Consider the following 18,605-nt stretch of genomic DNA (forward strand, 5'->3'; position numbering starts at 1 on the left):
CCGCAAACTTTACTTACTTTCCTTATTGAACAGACTACACTAGCATTACTTAAATGTGCAGCCGGTCTAGGCTGATACAAGGTTAACTAATAATAATATGGCAGTTTTATGCTTCTCTTAGCTCTCATCTATTTAGGCGCTGCCTTGATTGCTGTTCCCGTAGCAAAACGGCTTGGGTTTGGCTCAGTATTAGGCTACCTGGTCGCGGGCATTCTAATTGGTCCTTATGCCTTTTCTCTTGTAGGCGATCAAACAGAAATAATGCACTTCGCAGAATTCGGCGTGGTAATGATGTTATTTCTTATAGGCTTAGAACTACAACCTTCGCGCTTATGGCAACTTCGCCATTCAATTATTGGACTAGGGGGGTTACAAGTTACCCTCTCTACACTTGCGTTATTTAGTGTTTGTTACTTTGCCCTAAATTTAGCGTGGCAAAGTGCACTCAGCATAGGGCTAATGCTTGCGTTATCCTCTACTGCTATTGTCATTCAGTCCCTCAAGGAGAAGGGTTGGCTTAAGCTTGATGCAGGCCAGAGTAGTTTTTCTGTTCTTCTGTTTCAGGATATTGCAGTTATTCCTATTCTTGCTTTGTTACCTTTACTCTCATTTATGCCGGCTAGCGCTGCCGAGGGCGCGCATCAATCGCTTATATATGATTGGCCCGCTATGGGAAAAGTAGGAATATCTGTGGCTATAATAGGCGCTATTATTTTAGCTGGAAAATACGTTTCTGCGCCTATATTTCGCTACATAGCGCAAACGCATATGCGCGAGATATTCACGGTATTCGCGCTATTTTTAGTGATTGCTATTGCACTTTTAATGCAATCTATCGGTTTATCCCCAGCACTGGGTACCTTCTTAGCAGGGGTAGTATTAGCCGAGAGTGAATTCCGCCACGAGCTTGAGGCCGATATAGAGCCGTTTAAAGGGTTATTGCTAGGCTTATTTTTTGTAACCGTTGGTGCGTCAATAAACTTTTCTTTGCTTATCGACAATAGCGTTTTAGTACTCATGTTGGTGTTTGCCCTTATTGCAATTAAGGGGTTAATTCTTATCGCACTGGCCTACGTATTTTCAATTAATAAACGCCAACGTTTGCTCTTCGCCATTGCCCTAGCTCAAGGAGGAGAGTTTGCCTTCGTTCTACTCTCTGTATCGCGAGAATTACGCATTTTAAGTACTGAGCACGCTAACCTCGTTACCCTAGTGGTCGCGCTTTCCATGGTGATAACCCCCCTATTACTCATGCTTTATGATCATTCACAGAAGTTCAGAAAAAGCGTGCAACCACGCTATGATGATCTAAATGATATCCATGAGTCTAAACACGTCATTATTGCTGGGTATGGGCGTTTCGGACAGGTCATTGGTAGGCTGTTGAAGGCGCAAGGGTATGAAGTGAGCGTACTTGATCATAGCCCGACACAGATAGATCTTCTGCGTAAATTTGGTATTAAAGTTTTTTACGGCGATGCCGCGAGAAAAGAACTGCTCGATGCTGCGGGCGCTAATTCGGCGCAGCTTTTGGTGGTGGCGATTGATGATGTTGATAAGTCTACTGCCATCGTAGAGCTTGCTAAAAAACATTATCCACATTTGCAGCTTTCTGTAAGGGCGCGTGATAGGCGCCATGCCTATCAACTTATTAGAATGGGGATTTCTACCTTTAATCGGGAAACCTTCGATTCTGCTATTACGCTGGCTGTAGATTCGTTAAAACTCCTAGGCCACGATGATAGAAATGCCGCACGAGCGGGAGAACTGTTTCGCGCGCACGACATAGAATCGATGAAAGTGCTTGCTGATGTATGGGGTGACGATAAATCTTATGGCGTAGCCGTTAAACAGCGAATGGAAGATCTGACTCAAGTGTTGGCACAAGATTCTCAAGCAAGTGGAAAGTTATCCTCTTCTGAACCCGACGAAAAATAACTGAGCTGCCAAGTAATGTCTTTCGGGCCAAACGCAAACTTGATTTCGTATATTAAAATATACGGTATTCTTGGCCTGTATACGTTTGTTATAGGCAGTTCATTAAATCACTAGTTATAGTTTGGTATACTTAAGACGTTTTAAACGATCTCGAGTCTATGTTTTGCAAACCTTAGTTGCCACATGCTTAATAGCGACAATTGGTGTTTGTTTGGTAATAGGAAGTTACTTTGCAATAAAAACCCGCCAGTGCCGTCAAAAAACCTATCCGCACTGGGCTGCGGCATGTCTTTTAATCGCGTTTACGTTGATTATTAGGGTAAGCGATTATCTCTTTGGTACAACGGATATAGTTAACCTTGCGGCGTACATTCTTGCCTTGCTTGGATGCCATCAGTTTTTTGCTGGGTTGTCTTTTCTGCATAGCCACCGAGATTACGGTTTAAATAAATACATTATCCCGTTAACCGTGGGGAGCATAGTGTTAACTTGTGGGTGTTATTTTCTCTCCACCCTAGCCGAATCGGCGTGTGTCTGTTTTGCTGCATTAATTCTGCTGCTCGGGGGCGGCGGATTAGCGTGTGAAAGAGTAAAAAATAAAGCGCATCCGTCAATGCTTCGTCGGCTTATTTCCTTCGCCGCCTTTACCCTTTTCTTTCACGGCTTAGTAACCATTGCAGATAGCATAGGAGGCGGCTCCCAAGACACCTACCTTCTTTATCAATCAAGCTTAATACTTATGTCAGTGGCTACTTGTTTACTGGCCTATACGCTGCCTTTTTATCCTGTGGAAAACGATGGTAGTGACGATAAAAAAAGTAGCGAGAATAGTGTACGGCCCTCTCCTCACCACTACCATAGGGCAGCCCCAATAGCCGTAGAATAAGGCTAAACGCCCCCTTCTTCGCCCTAGTGTAATCTACTGATTACTGTGAAAATATTACATCCGCAGAAACTTCCCTCACTCTTTAAAAACTAAAAAACGCAGTTAAATCAAACTAATGGCATTCCCACACAGGCTTTCATAGCGGAACGATTCCTGCAGTTGCAGTTACCGTATATAGAAGAAATGACACGGAAAGCGGCGTCAGGAGAATTCATGGTGACTAACAACAATATTTTTAAACCAGGTGAGAACTGTTGGGTAAGTAGTGAGGCTAGATTCGCTACACCCCTTATAGATTGTGCTAATTACTATAAAGCACTTCATAGCGCCATCGTGAAAGCGAAACATAGCATTTTTATTATCGGCTGGGACATTGATAGTCGCATCCGATTATTACGCGGTGAAGACGAAGCTAACAGTGAAGCCCCGAGTTTGGTAAGCGACCTATTGGCATGGAAGGCCGAGCAAAACCCTGACATGAAGATTTATCTTTTGCGTTGGGACTCTTCACTGGCGTTTTTTGCCCAAAGAGAGATGTGGGCTAAAGAAGTGTGGGAAGAAAAAACCCCCGACAATGTGCATACAGAGCTTGATGACACTATCCCTATGGGAGGAAGCCAACACCAAAAAATTGTAGTAGTGGATGACGAAATTGTTTTTTCCGGCGGTATGGACGTATCGACAAATCGTTGGGATACGCGCGACCATCCAGTAATTTCCGATGAGCGTAAAGGCCCAGACGGTGAGTATGCGCCTCTTCACGATGTGCAAATGGTCTCCAGTGGCCCGGTGGTAAAAGACTTTGCCGAGCTTGTTCGTTGGCGGTGGGAACGTGTCGCCAATGAGAAACCTATAGATATGAGAGACGATGCAGATACTTCAGTGTCTTCCTCGCTTCCTGCTACTTGGCCGAGCGATTACCCTCCTATGTTTGAGAATATAGAGTGTGCCCTTGCCCGTACTATACCCTTCATGGACGAGGTTGAGCCTGCACAAGAAGTACGTACTATGTTGCTTGATCTTATCGAGGAAGCTGAATCCTTTATTTATATTGAGAACCAGTTTACCACCCGCCAGGAGATAGCTGAGGCACTGAACAAACGCATGAAAGCATGTCCAGATTTACATGTAATCTTGGTGAGTTCGTATGAACCAAAAGGTAAATTCGAGTGCGAGGCTTTTTGGGCTAGCCGTATTGAATTTAAAGCGATTCTTGAAAAAGGGATTGACCCCAAACGGGTACGTTTAACCTATTCATCGATTGAAGATATGCAAGGCAGAAAGGCGTATAAGCGTATTCATTCAAAAGTAATGACTATTGATGATAAGTATTTAGTCATAGGTTCATCTAACCTTAGTAACCGCTCCATGACACTTGATACCGAAATTGATGTGGTACTTCATGGAAACAGCGAGCACAATCGTAAATACATCAAAGAGGTACGTAACGATTTACTCGCAGAACATACAGGGCGAAAACTTGAAGCAATGCCGCCATTGTTTGAACAAGAATACCCGGTTGATGCGTTAATGCACGAGCAGATAGCGCATGGCTATGTGCTTACCGAAGTTAGAGATGAAGTGTTCACTACCACGTCGGTAGACAACTTATTTAGGGCGATATCTGACCCTGAAGAACCATTAATTTCTGTACCTACATTTGATGGTGCTGCGCTTCCTGCGAGAAACCCCCGTCGTCGTAGTATTATGATAATGCTAGGCCTCGCTGTCATTGCCATTTTAGGCGGGCTCTTATTTTGGGCTAGCCACTCTATCTCTTGGTTAAGTGCAGATCATATCAATGCCTTTTTAGAGAAAAGTCGAGGCACCTACTTCGCCCTACCTACTGTGTTATTAGTGTACGTTGTGGGCGGCATTCTTTTCTTCCCCGTCACTATTTTATCTCTCGCGGTGGCCGCTATTTTCGGGCCCATCTGGGGGCCGGTTTACGGGATCATGGGCGCCTTGCTTAGCTCGGCAATTTTGTTTGGTATCGGTAAGCTCTCAGGAAATGCGGGTTTGCGGAAAATTGGTGGGCCTAAGGTAGAAGCCGTAGATGCTAAATTGAAAAAAAGCGGGATAGTGGGTGTCGCGGCTATCAGAATGCTACCTATCGCACCGTTTAGTTTGGTAAACCTTGCTGCCGGTATCTCTTCAATTGGTTTATGGCAGTTTTTAATTGGTACCTTTCTCGGTATGTTCCCTCCCATGATTGCTAAAGGGCTAGTGGGTGATTCTATTACTCAAATCTTTAGAAACCCCTCTGTAGAAACCATCAGCTATTTGGCTGGGGGAATTATTCTGTGGGGGCTTATGATTTGGGGCTCACAAAAATTTGCCCGCTATTATCAAGAACGTAAACAAAATGCTGCTAACGAGAGGGATGAAGAAGAATGTGCCGTATAGTTAGCTATAACATTCACAGTGGCATAGGCAGAGACAAAGTTCAGGATTACCGTCGTATAGGGCAGTTTTTAACAGAATCTGGGGCAGACATAGTTCTGTTACAGGAGATGGACACTCGCCCTTCAGAAAGAGCTATAGAGCGAGATATTGAGGACATTTGCGCGGGTAACGCTTTTTCACTCGTGGCCTCCCCCGCCCTTGAGGAAGAAAATGGTTGGTATGGCAATGCTATACTCACCCGCTTTAAACTGCTCCATCACGAGACACTAGATGTAAGCCAACAGGGTAGACAACCGCGAAACGCCCAGCTGGCCGTATTGCAAACCGAAAAAGGCCCGTTGACGGTGGTTAATACACACAAAGGGTTAAAAACAGGTGAGCGCCGTAATCAGTTCGCCCTTTTACACGACTTTCTTGCAGCGCGCCTACAGCAGCGGCCATCGCCCTTAGTCTTGGCCGGAGACTTTAACGAATGGCAGTTTTTCACCCGCGCATTTAATGCGCTTAATAGTTTGTTAAATCAGCAAAGAATAGGACCTACGTTTCCTAGCCAATTTCCACTTTTTTCTCTTGATAGAGTATGGACGAGCGAAGAAATAAAGACAGTGGCGTGTAAAAAATTAACCAACCCAAAGGCACGGATATTTTCAGATCATTTGCCGATACAACTGGACATCAGGCTCCCTGAGGCAGCAGCTGTCGAGTAGGACACATGCTGGGCAAACGCGAGGGTTCCGCACCAATGATTAAGGGCTTGCTCCTTAGCAACTACCTGCTTTATCACCGACAGGATTTTTGCCGAAGCATCGTTAAGTGCGGCCGTCTTGTTCGTGGCGGCTAGCACCATTCTGGGCATTTCAGGGTCAACAATTTTAAGTAATTTTACTAAGTTTGACTCCTGCAAATGAAATACCGCCGACGTAGGCAATATCATCACTCCCTCTCCTTGCATAACTTGCCGTAAACCTGTCATCAATTGCCCTGAGTACGCGCGATCGTGTTGCAAACTTACCCCGGTAAGTTTCTCGTAATGGGCGATAAGTCTACCTAACGCGTCTTTACTGCTTGGGGATAAAAGTGAAAACTGACTCATCTCCCAAAATGCAATTGTGTCTCGGGACAATAAGTGCTGATACTCAGGATTAGACGGTGAAGCAGAAGTGACTAAGTGTAAATCTTCGCGTATGAGGGGCTCAACCGACATAAGCTTAGAGTTCATTTCCTGCTCATAAGTAAGTGCAATATCTATCTGCCCTGTTTCTAACCAAGATTTAACCGCATAAGAAGGGCCGGTACTAATTTCTAACTTCAATTTTGGGTGGGCCGATTTTACTTCTGCAATTAACGGCATAGAAAGTACGTTGCCAATGGAAGGTAGCATACCCACTTTCACCACGCTTTCTTGCTGAGTGAAAAATGCAGATAGTTCATTTTTAGCAAGACTCAGATCATCAACCAGCTTAATGGCGTGATTAAAAAATACTTTACCTGCGGGCGTTAACGTAACACCTGAAAAGCTACGCGTTAGCAACGGCCCACCAAGCTCACGCTCTAAGCTAGCCAATTGCTGGCTTATGGCAGGCTGGGCGATATCAAGCTCCCGGGCCGCCGCAGCTATACTTCCTTTGTTTACCGTTGTAAGAAAATAATGAAGTTGCTTGAAATTCAAAGGATACTTTCCTCGTCGCTAAAGACTGCTATTTTACAAATGAATTACAAACTCATCCTTAAGTGTATTTCTCGCCTTACTCAAATGTCACAGAATTTCAGCAAGTTACATACCAAAAGACATAATCTTCTACTGTTTGAATGTAAATTCTTATTTAATCACTCTGGTTGATTAAAATTAAAAAATCTAAAAACGAAACAAATATATTCTAATATTCAATTAGTTACACACACCCTCAATATTTTTATTATACCCCTAAATATTCTTTTTTCTTCCGTCTAAGCGTCAGAGTTTTTAACGTGAGTCTCGAACACAGGTTTCACCGACAATAAGAATAATAAGATGAAAATGCATCGAGGTGGTGCCTGTGCGTGCCAAATGTGAGCAGTTCGAAGTAGTTCGGTCTGTAACAGAAAATGACTTAAACAAAGCACGTTTTGGGAACACATATGAGAAAAACTAAAATTCAGCATGCATTAACACTGGCGGTTTCGGGAATTTCGTTAGCCACGCTAACCCTCGCAACCCCATTAGTAAACGCACAGGAAACTGAAGAAACGGAAGTTCAAACTAATGAACCAGCGAGCATAGAAAAAATTGCTGTAGTTGGCGCCCGTGGTGCGCCCCGCTCAGTAACAAGCTCCCCCGTCCCCGTTGACGTTCTCAGCGCTGAAGACATCGAAGCCGTTGCATTTACCGACATGAACAACGTGCTAATGACATTAGTACCTTCATATTCTGTGGGCCGTCAGCCTATTTCAGACGGCGGTACTTTTATTCGTCCAGCTACGCTACGTGGTATGCCGACCGATAAAACGTTGGTGTTAGTTAATTCAAAACGTCGTCATAGAGCCGCGCTGGTCTCTATTGGTGGTTCAGGTACCCAAGGGCCTGATATTGCGACAATCCCTACTGCGGCTATTGCTAATGTAGAAGTATTACGTGATGGCGCTGCCGCTCAATATGGTTCTGATGCCATTGCGGGGGTTATTAACTTTCAATTAAAAGATAATACCGAAGGCGGCTCTTTTACTGCCGATTACGGCTCTTACTTTGAAGGTGATGGCGATCAAATTACCATTACGGGTAACAAAGGCTTTGCACTGGGCGATGATGGTTTTTTAAGTATCTCTGCTGAATATTCTGATAGCGAAGCCACCTATCGAGGCGAACAATACTGTGAAGATTGGTTCTGTGTGGATGAGCAATCAGACGAATACATAGCCGCTGCGACAGATATGGCCAACAGTGTTCATGGCTCTGATCAAGTTCAGCCTTGGGGACAACCTAATACTAGCGGCACCCGTATTTTCTTCAACGCAGGCTACACCCTTTCAAACGACGCCGAACTTTACGCCTTTGGTAACTATTCAGAAAGCGAAGGTGATGGCTCTTTCTATTACCGCTATCCAGGTAACGGCACCATCGAAGATATTCGTTTAGAAGATGGTTCAATATGGAACCCTTTAGAGATCTTTCCAGGTGGTTTCACGCCGCGCTTTTTTGGTGATGTGACTGATTATTCCTTCGTAGGTGGCGTTAAAGGTATGTCTGGCGATTTAGGCTACGATATCAGTGGCCGCTATGGCTACAACGATATTTCCTACACCCTGTCTAATACCGTTAACCCATCAATGGGTAATGAATCACCGACTTCGTTTAAGCCGGGCGACCTAACTAACGAAGAAACGCAATTCCAAGCAGATTTCACCTACGATTTAGACCAATATGTATTTGCCTTTGGTGTGAGCTATCTTGACGAATCTTATGATATTTCAGAAGGCGAAGTTAGTTCTTACTTTGCGGGAGATTATGCGCAAGCTGATCCATGGAGTTTCTGTAACGATGATTATACCACCACAGCGGCTGGTGCGGCGGTTATCGCCAGCGGCTCATCACTAAACTGTGCAAACTACACAACGAGTGATTCCGATGGTGATGGCATTGAAGACGACGGATTTGCAGGTAAAGATGCGGTATACACTATTGTAGGTGTTGGGTCTAACGGGTTCCCAGGCTACTCTCCAGACTACTCAGGCACCTACGAGCGTGATTCATACGCCGTGTATACTGATATTTCCGGAGACATCACCGATTCACTCTTTGCACAAGCTGCACTGCGTTACGAAGACTACTCTGACTTTGGCTCTGAAGTTGTCTATAAAGTGGCCGGTTTCTATCAACTTAATGATGAGATAGGTATACGTTCATCATTCGGCACAGGCTTTAGAGCTCCTACCCCAGGCCAGCAGGGAACGACCAACGTTTCTACTCGCCTACCTGACGGACAGCCAGTAGCCACAGGCTTGTTCCCTGCGGGCGGAGAGGTTGCACAGGCACTGGGTGCCGAAGAGCTTTCTCCTGAAAAATCGACTAACTTTACCCTTGGTTTAACCGCCAACTACGGCGATTTAACCTTAACGCTTGATTACTACAATATAAAATTGGAAGACAGGCTTTATTCGGTATCTACTCGCACGGTTTCTACTTCAGTGGTTACAGATCCAGATGCCGATGGATATGATGCCTATCAGAATTACTTGGCATTATCATCCGCTGGTGTATCAGGTGCTGAATCTATCGGTGGTGTGTTCTTCTTCCAAAATGCGTTTGACACTGTGACCGAAGGTATCGATGCGGTAGCCACCTATAAAATGGAAAGCAGCTACGGTTCGACTATGATTACAGGGTCACTCAACTACAACGACACCTCGTTTGACTCAGATCCTAGTGAATATTTAGACCCCGAAGATATATACGATTTTGAACACGGCACACCAGAAATGCGCGGCGTGTTCTCGGTTACACATAGTTATGATGTGTGGTCTGCGGTGGCAAGACTGAGCTACTACGGTGAGTATGAAAATGTAGGTAGCGATGATGGTACTGAAATTAATGTTGAAACAATTCAAACCTACGACTCGGAATTTATGTTTGATATTGAAGGCTCTTACATGATCAATGAGAACCTAACCTTATCTGTAGGTGTGAGAAACCTGTTTGACAATTATCCCAACCCAACCGTTAACGGCGATGCATGTTGTGGGCAAATCTACGACTCTGCTTCTGTAGTCGACTGGCAGGGTGGCTATTATTACACCCGCTTAGCGGCGCGTTTCTAAACGCATCACACAAGCGCCGGTTAATCCGGCGTTTGCTTTTTCCATACTTATATTAAGTCAAAACTAAAGGTGTATTCATGTTTTTTGTTGTATTCATGGGAGCAAACGTTCAATGGAAATAGAACTATTGTGGTTTGTGATAACCCTTTGTATTACCGGTGCTATTGCTGGCATTACAGCTGGTCTGTTCGGTAATGGCGGAGGGTTTGTTGTTGTTCCCGCCTTACTCGCTGTTTTCCCTTTTTTCACCCCCCCCTCAGAAGAGTTAGTGAAAGTGGCAATTGGCACTTCGTTAGCATCTATTGTTGTCTCGAGCGCACGCTCGGTTATGGCTCACCGCGCGAAAGGTGCTGTGGACTTTGAAATACTAAAATCGTGGAGCATATGGCTTGTACTTGGCGTTGTGGGTGGCGTTCTTATCGCCAACAACACCAGTGCAAATGGCTTGACCATCGTGTTCGCTGCAGGTGTACTTTTATACTCTGTTTACTTTTTATTCCCTGAACTCGTTGTTCGCCCTGGCCTTGTATTTTCCATGCCTACAGGTATCGGTAAAGCCGTATTAGCCTTTGTGCTCGGTGGTTTTTCCGCGTTACTTGGTATTGGGGGCGGCACACCTACGGTAATTACTATGGTGATGTGTCAACGGTCTATCCAACAAGCTGTTGCCACCGCCGCCGGCGTGGGCTTTTTAATAGGGCTCCCCGGCGCTATCGGCTTTTTATTTATGACCCACTCAGCTACTGCTTCACTACCTGTGGGTACCCTGGGATATATCAATATCCCGGCTCTCATCGCCATAAGTATTGGCTCAATCTTTACCGCCCCTATAGGCGCAAAAATGGCACATAGCTTCAGTGAGAAGAAGCTTAAGCGCTTGTTTGGCATCTACTTAGTTATCGTTTCAAGCGTCATGTTTTACAAAGTGCTGTAAACGATAATTAGACAGCTTAGAAGGAATATAAAATGACACACAACCGTTCTAGACGTTTATTTTTAGGTGCCTCTGCGGCAGCAACTGCCTTAGGTGCAACAGGCCTATTAGCGACAGGCGCTACGCAAGCAGCGTCACCTAAAACTGTCTATGGTCCTAAGCCTAGCATAGCGAAATTAAATGCTAATGAAAATCCTTTTGGCCCTAGCCCCGCAGCGCTAAAAGCGATAGCAGAAGCATCAGCACAAGGTGGCGCTTACTATGCTTACCCCGCCGCCATGACACTCCTTGATATGATTGCCGAACGCCACGGCATATCGCGTAAAAATATTTCGATGAGTGCAGGTTCAAGCCCAATCTTATCTTATGCAGCGTTAGCAGCAAGTGATAAAGGGCGTATCTTAGGCCCCGACTTATTTTGGGATACCACATCTAAAGCGCCACAAAAACAAGGGGCCCCTGAGATTGTTCGCATACCTAATACTGCTGCACTGGATATTGATCTTGATGCTATGTACGCAGCCATTGATGACTCTATTGGTATGGTACATATCTGCAACCCCAATAACCCCACAGGAAAAGTACTAGACCCAGCCAAACTGCGTGATTTTTGTATCAAAGCATCGAAAAAGACACTGGTTTTAGTGGATGAAGCTTATAACGAAATTATTGATGAGCCCCCTAAGCACTCTATGATCCCATTGGTTAAAGCTGGCCATAATGTCATTGTGGCGCGAACTTTTTCAAAAATATATGGCTTAGCGGGTTTACGCGTTGGCTATATGATTGCCTCAGAAGAAAATACTCAGTGGATAAATAACTATGGTATGGCGGCTTACACGCTAAACCAAGCGGGTTTAGCGGCGGCAATTGCCAGTTATAATGACGATGCCTTCATCACTTTTTCGAAAGAGAAAATCATGCAAGCAAAAAGTATGGTGATGGATGCTATTAAAGCGAACGGCTTAAGTGCCCTTCCTTCTAGTACTAACTTCATCTTTGTGGACTTGGGCAAAGGTGATGCAGATATCTTTCAAGCCGAGATGGCTAAAAAAGACGTATTGATTCGAGGAACCTATCGCACCTATACCAATTGGTCACGGGTAAGTATGGGTAAGATACCTGACGTGCAACGCTATATTGATGCTATGCCGGCAGCATTAGAGGCTATGTACAAGCAACAAAGCATTTAACGATTATGCGCGCTTTCTTCATGTAGGCGCGCTTATTTTTTCGTCTGTTACACCAGTTTTCTAAACTAAGTCTTCGCTCCGCGAAAGGCGTCATTGCCTCTTCATACCTTATTTCCCCCTACTATATTGTACTATTTATCGATGTCGCGATTGATAAAGATAAACGCCGGAGTCAGATAGTGTGCGAATTAGTTTGTTGCTAAAGCGTAAGTAATTTAAATGCGATAAACATTCAGCTACGGCAAACATAATATTACGCCCGTTTAATTCACGCTTAAACATAATAGGCAGTAAAGACACGAGAGAGCGAGGCTGCTCACAAGCCTCATTGAGCGCAGCTAAATGGCGATGATGGTGAGAGATAAGTTCATCTACGCGCGCTTGTACCCCAATAAAGGGCTGCTTGTGGGCAGGCAGGATAAGGGTATCTGAGGGCAATTCGGTAAAAGGAACTAACGTGGCCAAGTAATCTTGCAATGTGTTTCCTTCAGGCTCAGTGGTATAAACCCCGATATTAGGCGTAATCATAGGAAGGATATGATCCCCCGCCAACAGCACCCCGAGTTCCTGACAATGCAGGCAAACATGCTCTGGAGAGTGTCCCTTTCCTATCATCACCCGCCATTCGCGCCCCTTAAAGCTTAATACATCGTTCTGTTTTAGCCGGGTATAGCTTAGTGGCAAGGGACTTACTACACTACCGAAGCCTTTATTTCCTGATAACAATACGTCAATTTGCTCAGTCGCCAGACCAGCGCGTTTAAAGTACTCTTCGTCTCTCCAATTAGACCGTCCCGGTGCTTTCTCACTTAAGGCTCGTGCGGTAAAGTACTCTAATTGACTCATATACAGAGGTACTTTAAATTCCTCAGCTATCCACCCCGCCAGCCCAACATGATCAGGGTGTAAATGAGTGACAATTACGCCACAAATGGGTTTATCGAGTGCTGAAAATATTGCAGTCCACAGATCTTTTGTCGTGCTGGATGCCAACCCAGTATCTATCACTACCCAGCCATCATTATCTTCGATGAGGTAGAGGTTAATATGGTCTAAATCAAATGGAAGCGGCATTCTAAGCCACAATAGACCATCGGTTATTTCTGTCCACTTTCCAGGACTCGGTATACTAAGTTCGGGGTATTCCATACATCTTCACTTTAACGCTGGTATACTTAGTTCTATAACGCCACGATGATAAAAACCAACGCATATGCCTAATGATCATCTATAGCGCGCACTAATATGGCCCTTTATGAGCATTTTTAGATGAGCAAATATACCGGCAGTGTTGCCCCAAATCCTAAGATTAATATTAGTTTCACGTGATAAGAAAAGGTTACATTTTAAGTAAGGGCACCCTCACCCGACAGGGTAAAAACCTCGTAGAGTTGTGGGTTTCAACCGATACCGGCCCAGTATGTTTACATAGCGATATACAAAATCACACGTGCTTTGTAGCCTCTTCGCAACGTAACTCACTTTGCGCACTGGCAACCGCACACGAACTTCCTATAACGTGCACGGATGACGGTTTTCACACCCTCAACAACGAAGCCGTATCTACAGTAAAGACTGCAAGCGATAAACATATGATAAAGCTGCGTCATTTGGCTAAAGAGAATGCCATTATTCTCTATGAAGCTGACATACGCCTAGCCGATCGCTACCTAATGGAACGCTTTATTTATGGCGCAGTGGAATTTGTCGCACCAGATAAAAAGAGCCCCTTTATTGGTAACGCAAAAATACGGCCCTCCCACTACACCCCATCGTTAACATCAGTAAGTATTGATATTGAGTGCGACGAAAACCAAAACCTTTACAGTATCGCTATTGCCTCACACATACATAATGAAGTTTTAATAGTAAAACATCCCACCCATCGCGAAAATCTTGCCTTGCAAACTCCTTCATTCGCCATTACATGGGCAGATACAGAAAAAACGTTACTCACGTACTTTATTGACCGAATCAATAGAATTGACCCAGATATTATTATGGGCTGGAACGTAAAACAGTTTGATATGGCTGTATTAGCGCGACGGGCGCGAATGGCCAATATTAAACTTACAATAGGAAGAAATAAACGGGAACTGCTGGTACGGGAGTGGGAAGGACAAACCATTACTGAACTCGCTGGGCGTGTGATAGTTGACGGTATCGAAGCGTTGAAGACAATGACATACCACTTCGACTCGTTTGCGTTAGATAATGTGGCGGAACAATTGGTTGGTGAGCGAAAGTTAATTCAGTCTGACGATAAGCTCGCAGCGATTAAACATCTTTATATCAACGATCCTATCGCTCTGGCCACGTATAACCACACTGACTGTATCCTTGTAAATAGGATAGCCGAGCAATCTAAATATATAGACTTTCTGATTCTAAGGGGCACCCTAACTGGCTTAGACATCGGGCGACCTGGTGGCTCTGTGGCTGCATTTTTGAACGTTTATTTACCTAAGCTTCACCGCAGAAAGTATATAAGCGGCGTACGTCCTGATAATGGAGGGTTGGCCAGTCCGGGGGGATACGTAATGAACTCTCAGCCTGGCTTGTATGACGATGTAATTGTGTTGGACTATAAGAGCCTTTACCCATCAATAATACGTACGTTTAAGATAGATCCTATGGGGTTAGCCGAAGGGAAAAAGACACCGGAAAATGCTATCCCTGGATTTAAGGGCGCAATGTTCAGTAAAACCGAACATTTTTTGCCTGATATTATTGATAGTTTATGGAAGCAGCGAGATCAGGCCAAAAGGCAGCAAGATGCTCCACGGTCGCAAGCCATAAAAATATTGATGAACTCATTTTACGGTGTTCTAGGTAGCGGGGGTTGCCCCTTTTATGATCCGCGTTTAGCAAGCTCAATTACCCTACGTGGGCATGAAATAATGCAAACTACAGCTAGATGGATTGAGGAACTCGGCTATAACGTTATCTATGGAGATACAGACTCCACCTTCGTGCATATTGCCGATAATCATCAGTTTGGCACTCCCGCACAAACGGGCAAGATTCTAAGTCAACAAATAAACAAAAAATGGCAGCAAAAATTAGCGCAAGAATTTGGTATTCCCTGCTATTTGGAAATAGAGTTTGAAACCTATTTTAGCAAATTCTTTATGCCTACAATTAGAGGGTCTGAACAGGGGAGTAAAAAACGCTACGCGGGATTAAAAGTGACGGACACCGAAACTAAGCTGGTATTTAAGGGGCTGGAAAACGTACGTTCCGACTGGACCGAACTAGCAAAAGAGTTTCAATATAACCTATACCGAAGGATTTTCGAAGGTGAGCCGGTTGAGACATTTATAAAGAGTGTGATAAAGGATGTAAAACAAGGAGCAGTAGATCACAAGCTCGTGTACTCAAAACGCTTAAGAAAACCTATTTCTCATTATATTAAGTCGCTTCCGCCCCATGTAAAGGCAGCGAAACACGCCGAGTTAGAGAATCAAAAACGGGGGCGCCCTACTCGCTTTCACGCAAATATGAGCGTTCCTTACATAATTACGACACAAGGGCCGCAAACACCCGAATATGCTAATGCGCCTTTAAATTATGAACACTATATAGAAAAGCAGATCATGCCTATTGCAGATAGTATATTGCCGTTAGTAGGGTTAACATTTTCAAGTATTATTACCGAACAGATGTCTTTATTCGGTTAACCCTGCGTTAGAAAAGTGCCCAAAATGTGGCTATTTTTCGAAGAAATACCCTGAAGATATTTCAAAAAGTATAACAAATTGACACTATTTTGGCTTATCGCTTGGATACCAGTAACTCCCTATAATTTCATAATCCCCTGTTATTACGCGTATTTTAAAAATTGGTACGGTGCGTGAATCAATAACTGTGAAGCATGAGTTTGTTCATTTGGAACAAACGAACGTAACAAGAAGGAGTTTATTATGAAAAAGCTAACACTTTCTGTATTGATCGCAAGTGCCATGTCAATGCCTGCAATGGCGGGTGATGATGAAGCAAAGATTCAATCGAGCTTTTCGGCCTTAGATAGTGACGGTAACGGCGTAGTGAGTTTGCAAGAAGCAAAAGAGTCTGACGCGTCAAAAGTATTGATGAAGATGGATGAAAACGACGATGACCGTATTACAAAATCGGAATACGTCGCCTTTGTAAACGAGCACCCGCGTAAGTTTAGTGATGATGTGGTTATGTCTGTAAGAGCAGAAGGCACTACTGACGCTGTTCTTGTTAGAGACGGCAACACTACATTAACTAGCGACGCTATGCTAACAGCCGATTCCTCTAAGACGCATGGTGATAGAACCATGAACGGTAAGGTGTCAGGAAATTATGATCCACAGCACGACCAAGAGAATAGACGAGAGAAGAGGGATGACGACTCGTTCGTGGCGTTCGAAATGATAGATAAAGATAATGACGGTGAACTTACTAAATCTGAAGTAGATAAAGTAGATGTTGACGCAGATTTTGATGAAATGGACATGGATGACGACAACTTAATAACGCGTCTAGAATATAACGAGTTTGTTATTGATGCTGATATTGAATAAGTGAAATCGTTTCGCCAAATCAGCAGAAACACATAAGGGGCCGCAAGGCCCCTTTTTATACTTTGGTGTAAACATAAATAACATTTTTGTCGAAGTATTTTACAACCAACTTTTCTCACTGGTGTAAGCCTCTGATTTGAAACAGATATAAACAAGGCTTGAAACGTGCATAGCTATTTTATTTAAGAGCGGAAAGTTAGTAATGCGTAAACCCTTATGGCTATTAATCATCTTAATGTTATCAAGTCAGTACACCAATGCAGGGGCCTATTCTATTACTGTCCAGTCCGATGGCAGTATAGACGCCGATACACTTTCACTGTTTAACGATGCGGTAAATTTCTGGGAATCGAAGATAATAGGAACCCAGGAATATTTTGGTATTGACTTAAAGATAGATGCGTCTACGCCGTTTATCGACGGAGCTAACGGTGTACTAGGCTCTGCCTATACATCAGAGCAAACGTTTGATTCAGTTATTGGGCAGTTCTTGTACTCGTCAAAAGGGGTTATGCGTTTTGACATTGATGATGTCGCTAGATTAAAATTAGACGGCACCCTTTTTGATGTGATTTTACATGAAATGGCGCATGTTATTGGTTTTGGAACCTTGTGGAATCCTACATTTAATAATGGCGGAACCCCGCAATTTCAAAACGTTTATATAAATGGTAGTGGTCAGTACACTGGAGCCTATGCGTTAGCGATTTATCAGGAAATTTTTAACCCTAGTGCCACCCACATTCCCGTGGAGCTAGATGGCGGTAGTGGTACTGCCAATGCTCACTGGGACGAGGGGTTTTTAGGTAACATATTTTTAGCAGAACCTGAGTTGCTCACTGGTTATTTACACTCAAATGCCTATATAAGTGACATAACTCTAGCGTCATTCGCCGATTTAGGCTATATCGTTCGCTTATCAGACGGTAGGATATTGGGTATCGTATCCTCCCCTTCTACTTTTGCGTTATTTGGTTTAGCCTTGTTCATAATTATAGGTCGCCGTTTCAAGCGCGACGTGAAAATAAACGTACTTTCATATAACGTCTTATAGTTATTATGCGCAAAGACGATGGGCTTTACGCTCAGTTCATACCCCAGCGTACCTCTCATATCTAATATATGCATAAAAGCCCCTGCCGTAAGACAAGGGCTTTTTTGGAAAGAGACTTGGCTGGTCCCACCTACTCTCGCATGAGATTGAAGCCACAGGGACCTGCGTTGGTCACCGGAAACCTCACACTATCCCTACGCCGATTATCGGGCGGCGCTAATACGTTTTACTTCTGAGTTCGGAATATCGTGCAAAATCATGATTGCTTTTTATCATGCTGCTTTTCCAATATGGGCGCGCAAGGAGGACCCACAGTACACTTAGTTCTATACTACAGCGTATTTATATATTTCGGACGCGCAATAAAAAAGCCCCTGTCATCAGACAGGGGCTTTTTCGGAATGGGACTTGGCAGTGTCCTACTCTCACATGGGGAAACCCCACACTACCATCGGCGCTAATACGTTTCACTTCTGAGTTCGGAATGGGATCAGGTGGTACCGTATCGCTATGGCTGCCAAGAAAAACTTTTAGTGCAGAATCATGATGCTTTTTATCATGACTTCTGCGCAAGGAGGACCAACAGTACTCTCAAGAGTACGTTTAATCATCATTGCTTAATAACTAACAATTTTAGAAAGATAATATTAATTCAATCAGTGAGTAACTTACTTTTTACTCTGTCTTGCTTTTAGCTTGTCTTTGCTTACAACGCCAACTTCTCATCGAAGCCTTTTAGGCGTTGTATGGTTAAGCCTCTCGGGCAATTAGTACAGGTTAGCTTAACGCCTTACAACGCTTCCACACCCTGCCTATCAACGTCATCGTCTATAACAACCCTTCCGGACTTTAA

The 18,605-nt window shown here is 44.0% G+C and carries 12 protein-coding genes and 2 rRNA genes; 10 read left to right on the top strand and 4 right to left on the bottom strand.

What is annotated here, in order from left to right; genetic code table 11:
• Nucleotides 1-108: 108 nt before the first annotated feature.
• From GTH32_RS14410 to GTH32_RS14425, 4 genes are all read left to right on the top strand, one after another.
• On the top strand, nt 109-1,938 hold the full coding sequence (locus tag GTH32_RS14410; RefSeq protein WP_163087054.1) for a monovalent cation:proton antiporter-2 (CPA2) family protein: 1,830 nt from the start codon (nt 109-111) through the stop codon (nt 1,936-1,938).
• Nucleotides 1,939-2,149: 211 nt separating this feature from the next.
• Nucleotides 2,150-2,824, top strand: coding sequence for a hypothetical protein (locus tag GTH32_RS14415; protein WP_163087056.1), 675 nt, complete (start codon nt 2,150-2,152; stop codon nt 2,822-2,824).
• Nucleotides 2,825-3,037: 213 nt separating this feature from the next.
• Nucleotides 3,038-5,230 (top strand): VTT domain-containing protein, encoded by a 2,193-nt coding sequence (locus tag GTH32_RS14420; protein ID WP_163087058.1) that lies wholly within the window; start codon nt 3,038-3,040, stop codon nt 5,228-5,230.
• Nucleotides 5,218-5,937 carry an endonuclease/exonuclease/phosphatase family protein gene (locus tag GTH32_RS14425; protein ID WP_163087060.1) on the top strand — a complete coding sequence of 240 codons (720 nt, stop codon included), beginning with the start codon at nt 5,218-5,220 and terminating at the stop codon, nt 5,935-5,937. Before GTH32_RS14420 ends, GTH32_RS14425 begins: the two co-directional genes overlap by 13 nt.
• Here GTH32_RS14425 and GTH32_RS14430 read toward each other — a convergent pair.
• Nucleotides 5,883-6,899, bottom strand: coding sequence for a LysR family transcriptional regulator (locus GTH32_RS14430; protein WP_163087062.1), 1,017 nt, complete (start codon nt 6,897-6,899; stop codon nt 5,883-5,885). The two genes, GTH32_RS14425 and GTH32_RS14430, sit on opposite strands and share 55 nt — an antisense overlap.
• Before the next feature lie 449 nt (nt 6,900-7,348).
• Here GTH32_RS14430 and GTH32_RS14435 point away from each other — a divergent pair, with 449 nt between their 5' ends.
• The 3 genes from GTH32_RS14435 to GTH32_RS14445 all read left to right on the top strand — a co-directional run bounded on the left by GTH32_RS14435 (nt 7,349) and on the right by GTH32_RS14445 (nt 12,148).
• Nucleotides 7,349-10,021, top strand: a complete 2,673-nt coding sequence (locus GTH32_RS14435) for a TonB-dependent receptor plug domain-containing protein (RefSeq protein ID WP_163087064.1) — start codon at nt 7,349-7,351, stop codon at nt 10,019-10,021.
• Nucleotides 10,022-10,133: 112 nt separating this feature from the next.
• Nucleotides 10,134-10,955 (top strand): sulfite exporter TauE/SafE family protein, encoded by an 822-nt coding sequence (locus GTH32_RS14440; RefSeq protein ID WP_163087066.1) that lies wholly within the window; start codon nt 10,134-10,136, stop codon nt 10,953-10,955.
• 32 nt (nt 10,956-10,987) lie between these two features.
• Nucleotides 10,988-12,148 carry a pyridoxal phosphate-dependent aminotransferase gene (locus tag GTH32_RS14445; protein WP_163087068.1) on the top strand — a complete coding sequence of 387 codons (1,161 nt, stop codon included), beginning with the start codon at nt 10,988-10,990 and terminating at the stop codon, nt 12,146-12,148.
• A gap of 135 nt (nt 12,149-12,283) precedes the next feature.
• Here the strand turns inward: GTH32_RS14445 and GTH32_RS14450 are convergent, their stop codons facing one another.
• A complete protein-coding gene (locus GTH32_RS14450) occupies nt 12,284-13,297 on the bottom strand; it encodes an MBL fold metallo-hydrolase (protein WP_163087070.1) in 1,014 nt (337 codons plus the stop codon).
• A 176-nt stretch (nt 13,298-13,473) separates the two neighbouring features.
• Here GTH32_RS14450 and GTH32_RS14455 point away from each other — a divergent pair, with 176 nt between their 5' ends.
• The 3 genes from GTH32_RS14455 to GTH32_RS14465 all read left to right on the top strand — a co-directional run bounded on the left by GTH32_RS14455 (nt 13,474) and on the right by GTH32_RS14465 (nt 17,752).
• Nucleotides 13,474-15,828, top strand: coding sequence for a DNA polymerase II (locus GTH32_RS14455; protein WP_163087072.1), 2,355 nt, complete (start codon nt 13,474-13,476; stop codon nt 15,826-15,828).
• Nucleotides 15,829-16,071: 243 nt separating this feature from the next.
• The gene (locus GTH32_RS14460; protein WP_163087074.1) at nt 16,072-16,698 is read left to right on the top strand and encodes an EF-hand domain-containing protein; all 627 of its coding nucleotides are present in this window, start codon (nt 16,072-16,074) and stop codon (nt 16,696-16,698) included.
• Nucleotides 16,699-16,900: 202 nt separating this feature from the next.
• Nucleotides 16,901-17,752 (top strand): leishmanolysin-related zinc metalloendopeptidase, encoded by an 852-nt coding sequence (locus tag GTH32_RS14465; protein WP_163087076.1) that lies wholly within the window; start codon nt 16,901-16,903, stop codon nt 17,750-17,752.
• Between the two features lie 406 nt (nt 17,753-18,158).
• On the opposite strand, the gene rrf is transcribed toward GTH32_RS14465, so the two are convergent.
• Nucleotides 18,159-18,274: ribosomal RNA gene (gene rrf, locus GTH32_RS14470) — 5S ribosomal RNA — on the bottom strand.
• Between the two features lie 224 nt (nt 18,275-18,498).
• Nucleotides 18,499-18,605, bottom strand: a 23S ribosomal RNA gene (locus tag GTH32_RS14475); the annotation flags it as partial.

It is taken from the genome of Alteromonas profundi (assembly GCF_010500865.1).
Taxonomy (GTDB): Bacteria; Pseudomonadota; Gammaproteobacteria; order Enterobacterales; family Alteromonadaceae; genus Alteromonas; species Alteromonas profundi.

Excerpts from the sequence above, each read along its gene's own strand:
- GTH32_RS14410 (WP_163087054.1), top strand. The coding sequence starts at position 109 with ATGCTTCTCTTAGCTCTCATCTATTTAGGCGCTGCCTTGATTGCTGTT.
- GTH32_RS14420 (WP_163087058.1), top strand. The coding sequence starts at position 3,038 with ATGGTGACTAACAACAATATTTTTAAACCAGGTGAGAACTGTTGGGTA.
- GTH32_RS14425 (WP_163087060.1), top strand. The coding sequence starts at position 5,218 with ATGTGCCGTATAGTTAGCTATAACATTCACAGTGGCATAGGCAGAGAC.
- GTH32_RS14435 (WP_163087064.1), top strand. The coding sequence starts at position 7,349 with ATGAGAAAAACTAAAATTCAGCATGCATTAACACTGGCGGTTTCGGGA.
- GTH32_RS14440 (WP_163087066.1), top strand. The coding sequence starts at position 10,134 with ATGGAAATAGAACTATTGTGGTTTGTGATAACCCTTTGTATTACCGGT.
- GTH32_RS14445 (WP_163087068.1), top strand. The coding sequence starts at position 10,988 with ATGACACACAACCGTTCTAGACGTTTATTTTTAGGTGCCTCTGCGGCA.
- GTH32_RS14450 (WP_163087070.1), bottom strand. The coding sequence starts at position 13,297 with ATGGAATACCCCGAACTTAGTATACCGAGTCCTGGAAAGTGGACAGAA.
- GTH32_RS14460 (WP_163087074.1), top strand. The coding sequence starts at position 16,072 with ATGAAAAAGCTAACACTTTCTGTATTGATCGCAAGTGCCATGTCAATG.
- GTH32_RS14465 (WP_163087076.1), top strand. The coding sequence starts at position 16,901 with ATGCGTAAACCCTTATGGCTATTAATCATCTTAATGTTATCAAGTCAG.